This window comes from Caulobacter sp. LARHSG274, from assembly GCF_052871235.1.
In genome coordinates, this window is record NZ_JBIXJO010000005.1 from 1 (window position 1) to 15,532 (window position 15,532).

Annotated in this window: 18 protein-coding genes and 1 riboswitch; of the genes, 10 read left to right on the forward strand and 8 right to left on the reverse strand. The window is 69.0% G+C overall.

Going from position 1 to position 15,532, the window contains the following annotated elements:
* Nucleotides 1-221: 221 nt before the first annotated feature.
* Together ACIPQB_RS11510 and ACIPQB_RS11515 are read right to left on the reverse strand one after the other, a co-directional pair.
* The gene (locus tag ACIPQB_RS11510; RefSeq protein WP_446485368.1) at nucleotides 222-1,415 is read right to left on the reverse strand and encodes an acyltransferase family protein; all 1,194 of its coding nucleotides are present in this window, start codon (nucleotides 1,413-1,415) and stop codon (nucleotides 222-224) included.
* An 81-nt stretch (nucleotides 1,416-1,496) separates the two neighbouring features.
* Nucleotides 1,497-2,036 (reverse strand): DUF1697 domain-containing protein, encoded by a 540-nt coding sequence (locus ACIPQB_RS11515; protein ID WP_446485369.1) that lies wholly within the window; start codon nucleotides 2,034-2,036, stop codon nucleotides 1,497-1,499.
* Between the two features lie 127 nt (nucleotides 2,037-2,163).
* On the opposite strand from ACIPQB_RS11515, the gene fumC reads away from it, so the two are divergent.
* Genes fumC through ACIPQB_RS11545 form a run of 6 tightly spaced genes read left to right on the forward strand, consistent with a single transcriptional unit; the run spans nucleotide 2,164 to nucleotide 6,033 of the window.
* Nucleotides 2,164-3,555, forward strand: coding sequence for a class II fumarate hydratase (fumC, locus tag ACIPQB_RS11520; RefSeq protein ID WP_446485370.1), 1,392 nt, complete (start codon nucleotides 2,164-2,166; stop codon nucleotides 3,553-3,555).
* A 2-nt stretch (nucleotides 3,556-3,557) separates the two neighbouring features.
* The gene (locus ACIPQB_RS11525; RefSeq protein WP_446485371.1) at nucleotides 3,558-4,004 is read left to right on the forward strand and encodes a GNAT family N-acetyltransferase; all 447 of its coding nucleotides are present in this window, start codon (nucleotides 3,558-3,560) and stop codon (nucleotides 4,002-4,004) included.
* On the forward strand, nucleotides 4,001-4,684 hold the full coding sequence (locus ACIPQB_RS11530; RefSeq protein ID WP_446485372.1) for a phytanoyl-CoA dioxygenase family protein: 684 nt from the start codon (nucleotides 4,001-4,003) through the stop codon (nucleotides 4,682-4,684). The genes ACIPQB_RS11525 and ACIPQB_RS11530 overlap by 4 nt, the downstream gene beginning before the upstream one ends.
* Nucleotides 4,681-5,451 carry an AAA family ATPase gene (locus tag ACIPQB_RS11535; RefSeq protein WP_446485373.1) on the forward strand — a complete coding sequence of 257 codons (771 nt, stop codon included), beginning with the start codon at nucleotides 4,681-4,683 and terminating at the stop codon, nucleotides 5,449-5,451. Before ACIPQB_RS11530 ends, ACIPQB_RS11535 begins: the two co-directional genes overlap by 4 nt.
* Nucleotides 5,452-5,490: 39 nt before the next feature.
* Nucleotides 5,491-5,733 carry a type II toxin-antitoxin system CcdA family antitoxin gene (locus tag ACIPQB_RS11540; protein WP_446485374.1) on the forward strand — a complete coding sequence of 81 codons (243 nt, stop codon included), beginning with the start codon at nucleotides 5,491-5,493 and terminating at the stop codon, nucleotides 5,731-5,733.
* Entirely contained in the window at nucleotides 5,734-6,033 is a 300-nt protein-coding gene (locus ACIPQB_RS11545; protein WP_446485375.1) for a CcdB family protein, read from the forward strand. It begins immediately after the preceding gene.
* A gap of 3 nt (nucleotides 6,034-6,036) precedes the next feature.
* On the opposite strand, the gene ACIPQB_RS11550 is transcribed toward ACIPQB_RS11545, so the two are convergent.
* On the reverse strand, nucleotides 6,037-6,438 hold the full coding sequence (locus tag ACIPQB_RS11550) for a YccF domain-containing protein (protein ID WP_446485376.1): 402 nt from the start codon (nucleotides 6,436-6,438) through the stop codon (nucleotides 6,037-6,039).
* 148 nt (nucleotides 6,439-6,586) lie between these two features.
* Between ACIPQB_RS11550 and ACIPQB_RS11555 the strand changes: the two genes are divergently transcribed.
* Both ACIPQB_RS11555 and ACIPQB_RS11560 read left to right on the forward strand, forming a co-directional pair.
* On the forward strand, nucleotides 6,587-7,354 hold the full coding sequence (locus tag ACIPQB_RS11555) for an O-methyltransferase (protein ID WP_446485377.1): 768 nt from the start codon (nucleotides 6,587-6,589) through the stop codon (nucleotides 7,352-7,354).
* An 87-nt stretch (nucleotides 7,355-7,441) separates the two neighbouring features.
* Entirely contained in the window at nucleotides 7,442-8,275 is an 834-nt protein-coding gene (locus ACIPQB_RS11560; RefSeq protein WP_446485378.1) for a tetratricopeptide repeat protein, read from the forward strand.
* Nucleotides 8,276-8,469: 194 nt separating this feature from the next.
* Here ACIPQB_RS11560 and ACIPQB_RS11565 read toward each other — a convergent pair whose 3' ends face one another.
* On the reverse strand, nucleotides 8,470-9,249 hold the full coding sequence (locus ACIPQB_RS11565) for a DUF2461 domain-containing protein (RefSeq protein ID WP_446485379.1): 780 nt from the start codon (nucleotides 9,247-9,249) through the stop codon (nucleotides 8,470-8,472).
* Nucleotides 9,250-9,405: 156 nt separating this feature from the next.
* Here ACIPQB_RS11565 and ACIPQB_RS11570 point away from each other — a divergent pair, with 156 nt between their 5' ends.
* Entirely contained in the window at nucleotides 9,406-9,759 is a 354-nt protein-coding gene (locus ACIPQB_RS11570; protein ID WP_446485380.1) for a SnoaL-like domain-containing protein, read from the forward strand.
* A gap of 50 nt (nucleotides 9,760-9,809) precedes the next feature.
* On the opposite strand, the gene ACIPQB_RS11575 is transcribed toward ACIPQB_RS11570, so the two are convergent.
* From ACIPQB_RS11575 to thiC, 3 genes are all read right to left on the reverse strand, one after another.
* Nucleotides 9,810-10,163, reverse strand: a complete 354-nt coding sequence (locus tag ACIPQB_RS11575; RefSeq protein ID WP_446485381.1) for a DUF1428 domain-containing protein — start codon at nucleotides 10,161-10,163, stop codon at nucleotides 9,810-9,812.
* 129 nt (nucleotides 10,164-10,292) lie between these two features.
* Nucleotides 10,293-10,499 carry a hypothetical protein gene (locus ACIPQB_RS11580; protein WP_446485382.1) on the reverse strand — a complete coding sequence of 69 codons (207 nt, stop codon included), beginning with the start codon at nucleotides 10,497-10,499 and terminating at the stop codon, nucleotides 10,293-10,295.
* A 133-nt stretch (nucleotides 10,500-10,632) separates the two neighbouring features.
* A complete protein-coding gene (gene thiC / locus ACIPQB_RS11585) occupies nucleotides 10,633-12,468 on the reverse strand; it encodes a phosphomethylpyrimidine synthase ThiC (protein ID WP_446485383.1) in 1,836 nt (611 codons plus the stop codon).
* A 72-nt stretch (nucleotides 12,469-12,540) separates the two neighbouring features.
* Nucleotides 12,541-12,647, reverse strand: a riboswitch (TPP riboswitch).
* A 190-nt stretch (nucleotides 12,648-12,837) separates the two neighbouring features.
* Here thiC and ACIPQB_RS11590 point away from each other — a divergent pair.
* Nucleotides 12,838-14,640, forward strand: a complete 1,803-nt coding sequence (locus tag ACIPQB_RS11590) for a putative bifunctional diguanylate cyclase/phosphodiesterase (protein WP_446485384.1) — start codon at nucleotides 12,838-12,840, stop codon at nucleotides 14,638-14,640.
* 7 nt (nucleotides 14,641-14,647) lie between these two features.
* On the opposite strand, the gene ypfJ is transcribed toward ACIPQB_RS11590, so the two are convergent.
* Nucleotides 14,648-15,508, reverse strand: a complete 861-nt coding sequence (ypfJ, locus tag ACIPQB_RS11595) for a KPN_02809 family neutral zinc metallopeptidase (protein WP_446485385.1) — start codon at nucleotides 15,506-15,508, stop codon at nucleotides 14,648-14,650.
* Nucleotides 15,509-15,532 lie beyond the last annotated feature (24 nt).

Genomic DNA, 15,532 nt, shown 5'->3' on the forward strand with positions numbered 1-15,532 from the left:
TGAGGCCCAGGGCGATGGATGGGCTGAACTCCAATCCGATGGCTCCCTCAAGGGCCAAATCTGCTTCCACGGCGGCGACGAAGCCAACTTCGTCGCCCAGCGCCAGACTTCTTCAACGGCCTGCTAGAGCATTTTCGAGCGAAGTGGACTCCGGTTCGCGTGAAGAAAATGCGTAAAAACAAAGATCTAGAGCTCCGATCCGACGCAGTCGGAACGGAGCTCTAGAGCCGCAGATGGATCCCGCGCCGGTCCAGCGGCGCGATCGCGGCGATGATCAGGGCCAGGATCGCCAGGGCGCAGAGGAACGAGGCGAGGTAGGGATCGGCGGTCAGCCGCTGGGCGGTCTCGAAGCCGAAACCCTGCGGAGTCAGGTCCGGAGCCCCGGTGCGATGCTGCACGGTCAGCCCGGCGCAGGCGCCCAGGACCTGCGACGCCACGAAGGCCAGGATGGCGTTGCCGCCCAGCACCTTCAGCGGCCAGGCCGCCCGCCGCGCCGCCCGGGCCTTCAGGACGAGATGCAGCCCGATCAGGGCGACCAGCGACGCGCCGCTGCTGAACAGGGCGAAGCTGGGCGTCCAGATGCGCTTGTTGACCGGCACGATCGGATCCAGCGCCAGGCCGACGACGATCAAGGCCGCGCCGAGGCCGAGCAGCGCGGCGACAATTCGGCCCTGCCCCTCGCGGCCCTCGCCCGCCCGGGCCAGGAACGCGGCCGCGACGGCGCCCAGCAGCACGTTGACCGTGGCCGGAAGCGTCGAGAGCAGGCCTTCCGGATCATAGGTCACCCCCACGCCCTCGGTCGTGCCGTAGGGCCACAGGTGGGGGATCGTGAAGACCGCCCGGTCGATGAAGGCCGGCAGCGCCCCTTGCGAGTCCCAGCGATCGGGGCCGAACCCCGGCACGGGCGTGAAGGTCAGCAGCGCCCAGTAGCCGACCAGCAGCGCCAGGGCGGCCAGGACGACGACGCCGAGGTTCAGGCGCAGCGCGCCGCCGGCCTGGGCCCTGGCGGGCAGGATGCAGATCGCGCTGGCCAGGGCATAGCAGAGGCCGATCCGCTGCAGAATCCCAGGAATGCGCAGATGGGCCAGGTCGAAGCTCGGCAGGGCGTTGAGCGCCAGGCCCAGCGCAATCAGCAGCGCCGTGCGGCGGGCGATCTTGAGCCACAGGGCGGCGGACGCCCCCTCTCCGGCCCGCAGGCGCGGCACCGACAGGCCGATCGCCATGCCGACGCAGAACAGGAAGGTCGGAAACACCAGGTCGGCGGGCGTCCACCCGCGCCAGGCCGCGTGCTTCAGCGGCGCGTAGGCCCGGTCCCACGACCCCGGGCTGGTCACCAGGATCATGCCCGCCACGGCCAGTCCCCGCAGAACATCGAGCGCAACGATCCGTCCGCTGCTGGCCTTCGCCGAATCCATAGCCCGCCTCCCCTTTTCGTTGGCGAGAACCTGCCATGCAAGACAGCGCTGTCAATCACATTTGGGTCGAAGAGCCTTCAGTCAGAGCCCGACCATCGCCGCCAGCTTCAACACCGTGTTCCAGTTGCGGGCCGTACCCCACGGGGCCCGCTTGGTCTTCTTCCAGTCGCGGTCGAGCATCGAGTGGCCGACGTCTTCGGGATAGTCGATATAGAGCTCGCGCCTTCCGACCTTGAAGGTCTCCGGACCGGTGATCGCCGCCCGCAGCGTCGCCTCGTCCCCGTCCGGCAGCGGCGCCTTCATGAAGTGGACCAGCAGGTGGTTGGGGTGGCTCCTGACGGCGTCGGGATAGGGATTGGCGTCGATGATCGCCTTCAGTTCGGCGGAGGTGCGAACGAAGAACTCGGTGCGCAGACCCATGCGCTTTTCCAGCCCGTCCTCCAGGCGCTTTTCCAGGGCGGCGTCGCCCTCGTCCTGGCCCCACAGCACCAAGTTGCCGCTGGCCAGCAGGGTCTTGGCCTCGGCGAAGCCCAGGTCCTGGGCCAGGCCCAGCAGGTCGTCCTTCAGCACCTTGCGGCCGCCGACATTGACGGCCCGCAGCAGGGCGATATGGGGACTCATGGGCGGCTCCGTTCCGTGATTGTTCCCGTCGTACCCATCGCGGGTGTGGTTCGCAAGCCGGGAGCGTTGCCCTCCGCCCGCCTTGGGTCTAGACCCCGCTCGACCGTTTTTCCGGGAGACCCGCCGCATGACCGCCACGCGCACCGAGACCGACACCTTTGGCCCGATCGCCGTCGAGGCCGACAAGTACTGGGGCGCCCAGGCCCAGCGTTCGCTCGGCAATTTCAAGATCGGCTGGGAGAAGCAGCCGCTTCCCGTCGTCCGCGCCCTGGGCATCGTCAAGCGCGCCGCCGCCGAGGCCAACCTGGCCCTGGGCAAGCTGGACCCGAAGATCGCCCAGACCATCGTCGCCGCGGCCAACGAGGTCATCGAAGGCAAGCTCGACGCCCACTTCCCGCTGGTCGTCTGGCAGACCGGCTCGGGCACCCAGTCGAACATGAACGCCAACGAGGTGATCTCCAATCGGGCGATCGAGATGCTGGGCGGCGAGATGGGCAGCAAGAAGCCTGTCCACCCCAATGACCACGTCAATATGAGCCAGTCGTCGAACGACACCTATCCGACGGCGATGCACGTGGCCTGCGCCGAGCAGATCGTCCATGACCTGCTGCCGGCCTTGAACCACCTGCACACGGCGCTGAAAGCCAAGTCCGACGCCTGGGCCAAGATCATCAAGATCGGCCGCACCCACACCCAGGACGCCACCCCCCTGACCCTGGGCCAGGAGTTCGGCGGCTACGCCCAGCAGATCGCCAACGGCATCGAGCGCATCGAGCAGACCCTGCCCAAGCTGATGCAGCTGGCCCAGGGCGGCACCGCGGTCGGCACCGGCCTCAACGCCCCCATCGGCTTCGCCGAGAAGGTGGCCGAGCAGATCGCCGCCATCACCGGCCTGCCCTTCACCACCGCCCCCAACAAGTTCGAGGCCCTGGCCGCCCACGACGCCATGGTCTTCAGCCACGGCGCGATCAATACCGTCGCCGCCAGCCTGTTCAAGATCGCCAACGACATCCGCTTCCTCGGCAGCGGCCCGCGCGCCGGCCTGGGCGAGCTGAGCCTGCCGGAGAACGAGCCAGGCTCGTCGATCATGCCCGGCAAGGTCAACCCCACCCAGTGCGAGGCCCTCACCCAGGTCTGCGTCCAGGTGTTCGGCAACCACGCCGCCGTCACCTTCGCCGGCAGCCAGGGCCATTTCGAGCTGAACGTCTTCAACCCGGTGATGGCCTACAACTTCCTGCAGTCGGTGCGCCTGGTCGCCGACGCCGCCATCAGCTTCACCGACAATTGCGTGGTCGGCATCGAGCCGCGCGTCGACAACATTCAGAAGGGCGTCGAGAACAGCCTGATGCTGGTCACCGCCCTGAACGGCAAGCTGGGCTACGACGCCTGCGCCAAGATCGCCAAGACCGCGCACAAGAACGGCACCACCCTGCGCGAGGAGGCCGTCGGCGGCGGCTACCTGACCAACGAGGAGTTCGACCAGTATGTGCGGCCCGAGAACATGATCTCGCCGGGCTGATCTTGATCCAGCTGATCCGGATCTCTGACGACCTGCCGGACGGCTTCGACGCCCTCCTCGCCGACGCCGCGAGCGAGGGCGTCGGCCATATGGCGCGGCTGGCCGAGAGTTGGGCCAGCGGCGGCCAGCGCTTTGACCGCGACGGCGAGGCGCTGCTCGCCGCTCTGCTGGCCGGAGACCTGGCGGGCGTCGGCGGCCTGTCGATCGAACCCGCCGCCGCCGAACCCGCCCGCCGCGTGCGCCGCTTCTACGTTCGCCCAGCCTTTCGCCGCCAGGGCCTGGCGCGAACCCTGGCCTCGGCCCTGATCCAGGAAGCCCTCGACCAGGTCGACCTCCTGACCTGCAACGCCGCCGCCTCCCCCGCCGCCGCGCCGTTCTGGCAGGCTCAGGGTTTCTCGCCGGACACTTCCGGACCCTGGACCCACGTGCTGCGGCGGAGCCGCGGATGAGCACATCGCTGGATTTCATCCGGGACGGCGCCACGCATTTCCCCGCCGTGCTGTCGGCCGTCGAGCTCACCGCGCTGCGCGACCTGGCGGATCAGGTCGTTGGCGCCCGTCCCGGCGCGCGGCTTCGCGGCGCCGAGGCGCTCGACGCCATCCTGGCCACGACCGGCCCGATCGGCGTCCTGGCCGCCCGCCTCACCTCCCCCGCCGCCCGGCCAGTCCGCGCGGTGATGTTCGACAAGACGGCCGAGGCCAACTGGGCCGTGGCCTGGCATCAGGACCGCACCCTGCCCGTCGCCCGTCGGGTCGAGGTGGCGGGCTTCGGACCCTGGTCGACCAAGGATGGCGTCTTGCACGTCGCCCCGCCGTTCGAGATCCTGGCGCGGATGATCACCCTGCGTATCCATCTCGACCCCGTCGAGCCCGCCAACGCCCCCTTGCGGGCGGCCCTGGGCTCGCATCGCCTGGGCCGCGTGGCGGCGGACGACGCGGCGGTCCGCGCGGCCGAACATCCGGCGATCAACTGCCTGGCCGAGGCCGGCGACGTCTGGGCCTACGCCACCCCGATCCTGCACGCCTCCGATCGCGCCGCGTCGCCGCGACGCCGCCGCGTTCTGCAGGTCGACTACGCCGACTTCGACCTGCCGGGGGGCCTGGAATGGCTGGGGGTGGACGCCCCATGACCGCCCTCGACCGTCCCTACTGGATCGAGGCCCGGGTCGAGCGGCGCGAGGGGTGGGACGCGGGGGTCTATCCGTTCAACCTGCCGGTCGTGCGCGATCTCGACGTCCTGGCCTTCCACCCGCGCGTCACCTTCCTGGTCGGCGAGAACGGCTCGGGCAAGTCGACCCTGATCGAGGCCCTGGCCGTGGCCTGGGGCTTCAACGCCGAGGGCGGGTCACGAAATTTCAACTTCGTCAGCCGCGCCTCGCACTCGCGGCTTCACCAGCACCTGCGGGCGGTGCGCTCGCATATCCGGCCGCACGACGGCTATTTCCTGCGCGCCGAAAGCTTCTTCAACGTCCAGACAGAGATCGAGCGCCTGGACGATGAACCCGGCCCCGGCGGCCCGCCGATCCACCGCGCCTATGGCGATCGTCCCCTGCACGAGCAGTCGCACGGCGAAGCCTTCTTCGCCCTGTTCGACAACCGCTTCCGCGGCGACGGCCTCTACATCCTCGACGAGCCGGAGGCGGCGCTGTCGCCGCAGCGGCAGTTGTCGTTCCTGGCCCGGCTGCACGAGCTGGTCCTGGCCCGCTCGCAATTCATCATCGCCACCCATTCGCCGATCCTGCTGGGCTATCCCGACGCCTGGATCTACCAGGCTTCCGAGCGCGGCCTCGAACGGGTGGACTACGAGGACACCGAGCATTTCCAGGTCACCCGCAGCTTCCTCAACCGCCGCCAGACCTTCCTCGACGTGCTGCTGGCGCCGGACGACGAGGCCTGACGGCTACAAGGCCGCCGGAAGCCGTGCTAGGCTCCAGCCATGGGCAAGGTCGAACTGGACATCGGCGTCGATCCGGAGCTGCTGGCTCAGGCCAAGCGGCTGGGAATCTCCGTGGTCGGGATGAGCGAGACCCAGCTGCGGCTGCACCTGCAGAAGGTGGATCCGGCCGGCGCCGAGGACCGCGCGCGCCGCTGGGCGGAAGAGAACGCCGAGGCGATCAAGGCCTACAATGAACGGATCACCCGTCGCGGTGTATTTGGCGAAGACCTGCGGCGCTGGTGAATGCGGCAGTTCCAAGTGTTCGCCAATCCGTCGCCGGCGTCACGCGCTTTCGCACCGTTCGTCATCGTCCTTCAATCGCACTATCTGCCGCTGGAAACGGTCGTCGTGGCCCCGATCGTCGTCGACGCGACGTCTCTTGGCCTCGACATTCCCGTCACCATCGAAGGCCGCGACCTTCACATCGCGATGTCTGAACTGGCCAACATTCCAAAGGCCCCGCTTCGACGCATGGTCGCCGATCTCGCCGCCCATGAGGACGACATCCGCCGCGCCCTCGACCGCCTGTTCACCGGCTTCTAACACCTACCGCTTGACCACCACCGTCCGGCCGATCGGGGCCAGGGCGACCACGGCCAGCTGCAGGTCCTTGATCGCGAACGGGATGCCGATGATCGTCACCGCCTCGGCCACGGCGGCGATCAGGTGGGCCAGGGCGATGTACCAGCCGCCGAGCAGGAACCAGATCACGTTGAGCACGCAGCCCAGCCCGCCGGTGCCCAGGTCGCCCTGGCCGGTGACGATCTCGCGCGGGACGATCTCCTTGCCGAACGGCCAGAAGGCGAAGCCGGCGATGCGCCAGGCCGCGCCGGTATAGGGCAGGCCGACGATGGTGATCGCCAGCAGCGCCCCGCCCAGCAGCCACAGGCAGCCGGAGATGAAGCCGCCGCAGATGAACCACAGGATGTTGAGCAGGAACCGTATCACGTCGACCTCGCCAGGACGTTTCTGGCGCCACCCTAGCCCGACTCCCGCGGCTGGCCAGCCATCCCTTGCGCTTTGCCGGACGATCGCCCACTGAAGCGAACTTTTGCGACGCCGCAACGCGCCGATATCTGTTCACGGAGAACCCGGCTTGACCCTGCTCGCCATCCTCGCCGCCCTGCTGGCGGCGGCGTTCTTCGGACTCTGGCGTACGGCCGACCGCAAGGTCATGGCCGCCAAGGGCAAGGTGCCCGGCTCGCCGATCCCGCAGCGGCCGATCCAGGAGATCGACCCGCTGTTCGCCCTCACCCGCTTTGGCCCGTCGCGCGACACCGAGGTCGCCCACATCGCCCAGGTCCATGTCGAGGGCGGCATTTCCGACCTGGAGAGCTGGATTCTCTGCAACCTGGCCAAGTCGGCGAGACGGATCTTCGAATTCGGCACCGCCACCGGCAAGACCACCTATCTGATGGCCCGCAGCGCCCCCGAGGCGCGGATCACCACCATCACCCTGCACCCGGACGACCTGGACTCCGGCCGCCACGAGAAGACCGACGACAAGGCCCTGCAGACCTCGGCCCGCCGGGAATCGGCCTTCGCCGACTTCCTCTACAGCGGCACGGACGCGGCCCCGCGCATCGAGCAGTTGTTCGGCGACAGCAAGGCGTTCGACGAGACGGCCTATCTTGAAGCCTTCGACCTGATCTTCGTCGACGGCGCCCATACCGAAAGCTATGTGCGCAGCGACACCCAGAAGGCCCTGGCCATGCTCGCGCCGGGCGGGTGGCTGGTCTGGCACGACTATGTCGGGCCGCGGGTGCCGGGCGTCTTCAAGGTGCTGAACGCCCTGTCGCGCACCCTGCCCCTGGTGCGGATCAAGGGCACGACCTTCGTGGCCCATCACAAGCCGGCGGGCTAGCCGCGAGCGCGCGGCAGGCACGCGCGGCGATTGCATTATTACGGATGTAGCATAATCTCCCGAAAAGCTTCACGGGAGACCGCCGCCATGCGCCCGATCATTCTCGCCGCCGCCCTGCTGCTCACCGGCGCCGCGCCGGCCCTGGCCGCCCAGACCGCCGCCGCTCCGGCCCGTCCGGCGACGGTCGCGCAGCCGACGCCGGCCGAAAAACAGGAGGCCCAGGATCGGGAGGTGGTGCAGAAGGCCATGCTGGCCTTTTCGCGGGGCCCGCTGGACCCGGCCACGGTCACGGCGCTGCAACAGGTGATCGCCCATGCGCCTGCCGCCTGGCCGCTGGTGCAGAAGGTCCCGGACGGACAGACGATCGTGCGCCTCAACGGCGGCTCGATGACTGACACGCTGTCGGCGCTGCTGACCGCCGCCGGCTCGCCGGAGGCCCGGGAGGGCAAGGGCGTCGCCGTGGCCTTCAACACTTATGGCGTGGCGGCCCTGATGCTGGGTTCGCGCGGGGTCAGCCTGGGCCAGCCGCAGGAGGCCCTGACCTGGCTGGAGCGCGGCCTGGCCTTCCAGCCCGACAACCTGATGCTGGTCACCGAGAAGGGCATGGCCCTGGCCCTGCAACGCCGCTTCGCCGAGGCCCTGGCCTTCTACGACGCCCAACCGCCGCAGGATCCGCTGGCCCGGCCCGTGGACCCCAATGGCCCCGCCCGGTTGCTGCGGGCCCGCGGCTATTGCCTGATCGAGCTGGGCCGGCTGGACGAGGCCGAGGCCGCCTACAAGGCGTCGCTGGAGCTGGAGCCCGACCATGGCGGGGCCAAGAACGAGCTGGCCTATATCCGCGACGCCCGGGCCGGCAAGCCGCCGCAGCAGCCCGGCCAGCTGATGACCGGCGAAGAGGCCAAGACCTATCCGGCCAAGTGACCGCCGCTCAGGGCAGGATGATTGAAGGTCGGATCAATTTTCACCCCGTCTCCCCGGCCCTCAGGTCGCGCGGAGCGCGCGCCTCAGGATAAACTCCGGCCGGGGCCCAGATTCAGCCGTGGCGTCGGACGCCTATCCGAAACACGCAGCCCTAGACCTGGACCCCGGCCTTCGCCGGGGAGACGGAATAGGCTCTACCCCAGCGCCTTCCACCCGAAGGCCAGCAACGGCCGGGCGGCCGCGGCGAGGTCGGCGATGATCTCCGGCAGCTGCGCCCCGCCGATCTCGGCTCCGGTCAGCGGCCGGCGGACCAGCCAGCGGGTGCGCTTGAGGGCGGCCTCCAGCCGGCCGCCGGCCTGGTCCTCGAAGCCTTTGGGCAGGCGCTTGACCGAGTCGCCCTCGGTCAGGGCCAGGCCCTCGGCCGCCAGGGCCTTCTCGACCGCCGCCCAGCCCTTGGGATCGGCGGCGATCGCCCGGCGGAAGGCGTCGATGTGCGGGCGCTCGGTCAGGTAGAACCCCGCCGAGGCGAACGGCCCGCCGCCGGCATAGCCCGCGTCGGCCGCCTGGGCCGAGGGCAGGGTCGAGGGGTCGAGCGGATCGATGCTCTGCGGATCGAAGGCCGGCCGCGAGCCGCCCTCCGGCTCAATGTGCAGATAGACCAGGCCCGGCGACAGCTTGCCGCCGTCGCGGGTCAGGGTGGCCGAGACATGGGTCTTGTAGGGCCGCTTGTCCTTGGAGAAGCGCACGTCGCGGTGGATGCGGAACAGGCTCTTCTTCGGATCGCCGGCCAGCGGCAGGTCGCGCGCCGCCAAGGCCGCGTTCAGCGCCGAGATCAGGGCGGCCAGGGTCGGCTTGAGGCGATCGTCATAGACCGAGCGATGGGCGGCGAACCAGTCGCGGTCGTTGTGGGCGGCCAGGCCGCTGAGGAAGGCCAGGTCGGCGGCGGCGAAGCCGGGGAACGGAGCGTGAGTCATGTCGCGAAACTAGCCGCGAACCGCGGCCGCGTCTCTGCTGACAACCGCTGTCAGCAACCTGCGCGATCAGGAACGTTCATGGAACAAAAGCCTTGCACCCCGCCGCCGACGGGAGGATTTTCCGCCCCGACATCCATGTCCCCTCAGGAGCCTCCCATGAGCACGCAAGACATCGCCGCCGACCTCGTCGCCCTGTGCAAGGCCGGCAAGTTCGACGAGGCCGGCGAGAAATACTGGGCCGACGACGTCGTCAGCCTCGAAGCCATGGCCGGCGACATGGCCCGGGTCAGCGGCAAGGCCGCCGTCCGCGGCAAGGGCGAATGGTGGGTCGCCAACCACGAGGTCCACGCCGTCGAGGTCACCGGCCCCTACATCAACGGCGACCAGTTCGCGGTCGGCTTCAAAATGGACGTCACGCCCAAGGCGACCGGCGAGCGGGTCACCATGGACGAGGTCGGCGTCTACACCGTCCGCGACGGCAAGATCGTCGAGGAGAAGTTCTTTTATTGAGGACCGGCGCTCCTTCTCCCTTACGGGAGAAGGAGACCCCAGAAGCAATCCTACAGCTCCAGGAACGCCTCGAAGCCGCCGAAGATCATCCGTTTGCCGTCGAACGGCATGTCGGCCATGTAGGTCTTCAGGCGTTCGTCGGCCATGACCTTGGCCATGATCTCGTCCCGCGAGGCCTTGTCCTTGTAGGTGACCCACGAGAACACCACGGTCTCGTCCTCGGTGGCCTGGACCGCCCGCGGGAACGAGGTCAGCTCGCCATAGGGCACGTCGTCGGCCAGGCATTCGACATAGGACAGGGCCCCGTGCTCCATCCACACCTGGCCGCCCAGCTGGGCCATCTTCCTGTAGGCGTCGATATTGGCCTTGGGGACCGCGAGCACGAAACCGTCGACATAGGACATGGCGCCTTCTCCTCCCGTTGCGGGGAACATCGCGTCCCTCGCCTTGTTGACGAGACAAGGACGTCAGGACGCGAGACGTTCCGACAGGGATGGCGGAAAAAAGCGCCGATAGTCGGCGCCGCGGCCGGCTCAGTGGCTGAGCGCGGCGGCGACGGCCTTCTGCTGGCCGGTTTCCAGGTGGGGAACCAGGGCGCGGACGATGTCGGCCGCGGCCCTGTTGACCACCTTGAGATTGGGGGCGGGATCGCCGCCATGGATCGCCAGCCACAGCTCGATGATCCATTGAGGGTCGTTCTTGTGGTCGGCGACGATGGGCCGAAGCTTGGCGGGGGCCATTGGGCGTAGTCCTCTTGGTTGTGATCTCTGACGCCACTTACCAAAAAGCGTATACCCGAACGCCGCCCGCGGCTTCTCACCACCGCGTGATCACGGGCGACGCCGCCGGGGACGCCGCCCGTGATCGAGCCGCCTACTCCGTCTTCAGATAGATCTCCGACCCCTGTTCGCGGAACTTGTCGCTCATCGCCGCCATGCCCTCCTCGATCGAGTTCGGGGCCATGCCGGCCGCGAACTCGCGGACCTCCTGGCTGATCTTCATCGAGCAGAACTTGGGGCCGCACATCGAGCAGAAGTGGGCGGTCTTGTGGGCCTCCTTGGGCAGGGTCTCGTCGTGGAAGGCCCGGGCGGTCTCGGGGTCGAGGCCGAGATTGAACTGGTCCTCCCAGCGGAACTCGAACCGCGCCCGGCTGATGGCGTCGTCCCACATGGCCGCGCCGGGGTGGCCCTTGGCGAGGTCGGCGGCGTGGGCGGCCAGCTTGTAGGTGATGACGCCGGTCTTGACGTCGTCGCGGTCGGGCAGGCCCAGGTGCTCCTTGGGCGTGACGTAGCAGAGCATGGCGGTGCCGAACCAGCCGATCATCGCCGCCCCGATCGCCGAGGTGATGTGGTCGTAGCCAGGGGCGATGTCGGTGGTCAACGGGCCCAAGGTGTAGAAGGGGGCCTCGTGGCAGTGCTTGAGCTGCTCGTCCATGTTGGCCTTGATCTTGTGCATGGCCACGTGGCCCGGCCCTTCGATCATCACCTGGACGCCGTGCTTCCAGGCCACCTTGGTCAGCTCGCCCAGGGTGCGCAGCTCGGCGAACTGGGCCTCGTCATTGGCGTCGGCGGTCGAGCCGGGACGCAGGCCGTCGCCCAGCGAGAACGACACGTCATAGGCGCGCATGATCTCGCAGATCTCTTCGAACCGCTCGTAGAGGAAGTTCTCCTTGTGGTGGGCCAGGCACCACTTGGCCATGATCGAGCCGCCGCGCGAGACGATGCCGGTGACCCGCTTGGCGGTCAGGGGGACGAACGGGAGACGCACGCCGGCATGGATGGTGAAATAGTCCACCCCCTGCTCGGCCTGCTCGATCAGGGTGTCGCGGAAGACCTCCCAGTTCAGGTCCTCGGCCACGCCGTTGACCTTCTCCAGCGCCTGGTAGATCGGCACCGTGCCGATCGGCACCGGGCTGTTGCGGATGATCCAGTCGCGGATGTTGTGGATGTTGCGGCCGGTCGACAGGTCCATGACCGTGTCGGCGCCCCAGCGCGTGGCCCAGACCAGCTTGTCGACCTCGTCGGCGACGGTAGAGAGCACGGCCGAATTGCCGATGTTGGCGTTGATCTTGACCAGGAAGTTACGGCCGATCGCCATCGGCTCCAGCTCGCCGTGGTTGATGTTGGCCGGGATGATGGCCCGGCCGCGGGCCACTTCCTGGCGCACGAACTCGGGGGTCACGAAGTCGGGGATGCTGGCGCCGAAGTCCTCGCCGTCGCGCACGCACGGGCGGTCCTGCTCGCGGCGCAGGTTCTCGCGGATGGCGACATATTCCATCTCGGCGGTAATGATCCCGGCGCGGGCGTATTCCAGCTGGGTGACCAGCTTGCCCTGGGCGCCCTTGAAGATCGGCCGCTTGGCGGTGAACTGCGGGGCCAGGTGCTTGCCCTGGGCGAAGCCGTTGTCCTCGGGCTTGACCTCGCGCGGATTGGCCACCGGTTCGCAGTCGCCGCGGGCGATGATCCACGGCTCGCGCGAGCGCTCCAGGCCCTGCTCGATGTCGATCTTGGCGTGCGGGTCGGTATAGGGGCCCGACGGGTCATAGATGGTGACCGGCGGCTCGTTGGCGCTGGGATGGACCTCGACCTCGCGGAACGGCACGCGGATGTCGGGGAACAGCGAACCGGCCTGGTAGACCTTGCGCGATCCGGGGCGTTCGCCGGTGGGGATCGCGCCGATAGCGTCTTTGATCGGCAGTTGGACGTTCATTTCGGGTGCTCCTGGCGTTGAGGAGACCCGGACGTGTCGCGCTAAGTCGGTCTACGGACAGGCTTTTTCTGAGCCGCATCCGCGTTCCCTCCCTTCGCCGGCATGACCCGGATCAGGTTCTACGGGTCAGGGCTTGCGCCCAATCTCAGCCGCGCGAAGCGGCCCCCCGGTGAACGAGGCGACACTAGGCCGATGGTCGCCGGGGTCAAGAGTGGGCGTCAACGCCGCACCGCTATATCGCGCAAAGCTAGAGCATGCGATGTTTCGCCACGTCGAGGGTTCCACAACGGTAAGATGTCGTTGATATCATTGGGTCAAAGCTCCGACGTCGCCTAGACAGAGACTAGACAGAGATAAGAGGTCGGGGAAATGCGAGGACCGAGGCCAAACGACCTCGGATCGGGCTCGGGATCGGGATCGCCCCCCGAAGCCCACGATCGCCGATCTCCGGCCGAACCCGCGACGCGCCCGTCCGACCGCATCCAGGAGCGGATCAGCCAGGCCGCGGCCGAACTGGCCCTGGCCGAGCAGAACCGCCGCTTCGACGCCGCCCTCAGCAACATGCCCCACGGCCTGTGCATGTTTGACAGCGACACCCGGCTGATCCTGTGCAACGCCGCCTACCGTCGGCTCTACGCCCTGCCCGAGCACCTGACCCGCCCCGGCACGCCGCTGCAGGACATCTTCGACCACCGGATCGCCCACGGCTCGGCCCCGGTCGACTGGGAGGCCTATCTCGACATCGTCGCCGAGTCCGAGCAGAGGGGCGGCGACCTGATCAACCGGCACATCCAGCTCCAGGACGGCCGGACGATCCAGATCACCCACAACCCGATCCCCGAGGGCGGCTATGTCGCCAGCCACGAGGACGTCACCGAGATCCTGGCCGCCGCCGCCGACCGGCACCTGGCCCGCCACGACCCGCTGACCGGCCTGCCCAACCGCACCCTGCTGCGCGAGCGGCTGGACCGGGCGCTGGTCCGGTCGCGCAGGACCCATCCGCTGGCGGTGCTGTGCATCGACCTCGACCACTTCAAGGAGGTCAACGACACCCTGGGCCATCCGATCGGCGACCAGTTGCTGCGGGCGGTGACCGGCCGGCTGGCGGCCTGCGTCCGCGAGCGCGACACCGTGGCCCGCCTGGGCGGCGACGAGTTCGTGGTGCTGCTGCCGGGGGTGCAGGGCCGCAAGCAGGCCCAGGACCTGGCCCGGCGGCTGATCGAGACGGTCGGGTCGCCGTTCGAGATCCAGGGCCACCGCATCACCATCGGGGCCAGCATCGGCCTGGCGATGGCCCCCGACGACGGCGACGAGGCCGACGCCCTGCTGGTCAACGCCGACCTGGCCCTCTATCGCGCCAAGGCCCAGGGACGGGCCACCGCCTGCTTCTTCGAGGCCGGGATGGACGCCCGGGCCGAGGCCCGCCGCAAGCTGGAGCAGGATCTGCGCGAGGCGGTCACGAACGAGCGGTTCGAACTGCATTACCAGCCGGAGGTCGACACAACGACCGGAGCCATCGTCGGCTTCGAAGCCCTGCTGCGCTGGAACCGTCCGGACCAGGGCATGGTCTCGGCCGCCGACTTCATCGCCCTGGCCGAGGAGACCGGCCTGATCGCCCCGCTCGACGAATGGGTGATCGGCCGGGCCTGCGCCGACGCCGCCCGCTGGCCGCAGGCGGTGCGGGTGGCGGTCAACCTGTCGCCGGCCCAGTTCCGCAGCCGGACCCTGATCGACACCGTGGCCTGCGCCCTGGCGGTTTCCGGCCTGGCCCCGGAACGGCTGGAGCTGGAGGTCAGCGAGTCGGTGCTGCGCAGCGACGGCGAGCGGGCCCTGGCCACCCTGCACCGGCTGCGCGACCTGGGCGTGCGCATCGCCATGGACGATTTCGGCTCGGGCTATTCGTCGCTCGGCTGCCTGCGGCAGTTCGCCTTCGACAAGATCAAGATCGACCCGTCCTTCATCACCGGCCTGTCCGAGCCCGGCCCCTGCGCCGCCATCGTCAAGGCCGTCGCCGCCCTGGGAACCAGCCTGGGCGTGGTCACCACCGGCGAGGGGGTCGAGACCGCCGAGCAGTTGGCCCAGCTGCGCGAGCAGGGCTGCGACGCGGCCCAGGGCTACCTGCTGGGCCGGGCCGCCCCGGCCAGCGAGGTCCCCGCCCTGTTCGGCAAGTGAGGGCTGCCTACAGCGTCCGCGCCCCGAAGGTGTCGCAGGCCTCCGGGTCGCCGGCGTCGTAACCCTTGCCGAACCAGCGCATGCGCTGGGCGCTGGTGCCGTGGGTGAAGCTGTCGGGCATGACCCGGCCCTGGGCCTGTTCCTGCAGGGCGTCGTCGCCGACCGCCGAAGCCGCGCCCAGGCCGTCCTGGATGTCGGCGCGGGTGATCTGGATGCCGCCGTTCGAGGCCTGGCCGGCATGGCTGGCCCAGACCCCGGCATAGCAGTCGGCCTGCAGCTCCAGCCGCACCGAGCCGCTGGTCGCCCCGCGCGCGCCCAGCCGCCGGGCCTGGTCCGAGGCGCCGGTCAGGGTCTGGATGTGATGGCCGATCTCGTGGCTGATCACATAGGCGCGGGCGAACTCGCCCTTGGCCCCGAACCGGCTTTCCAGCTCGTTCCAGAAGCTGAGGTCCAGATAGACCTTGTGGTCGGCCGGACAGTAGAACGGCCCCATCGCCGACTGGCCGGTCCCGCAGCCGGTGCCGGTCGCCTGGTCGTACAGCACCACCGCCGCCGGCGGCCGGTAGTCGATCCCGTGCTGGGCCAGCAGCGGGCCCCAGACGTCGGTGTTCGAGGTCTCGATGACGTCGACGAACCGGCCCTGCTCGTCGGAGACCTGGCCGCGCTGGCCTTCCTGGACGGCGGGTTGCTGCGCATTCTGCACGGCGTTGAGGGTGGTCTCCGGCGCGATCCCGAACACGAAATAGCCGATCGCCGCCAGCACCACCGCCCCGATGCCGCCGCCGGCCAGGCCCACTCCGCCGATGCCGCCGCCGGAGCCGCGCCGGTCCTCGATATTGCCTTCGCGGCGCCCGCCACCCCATTCCATGCGATCGACCTTTCCGGATCAGGC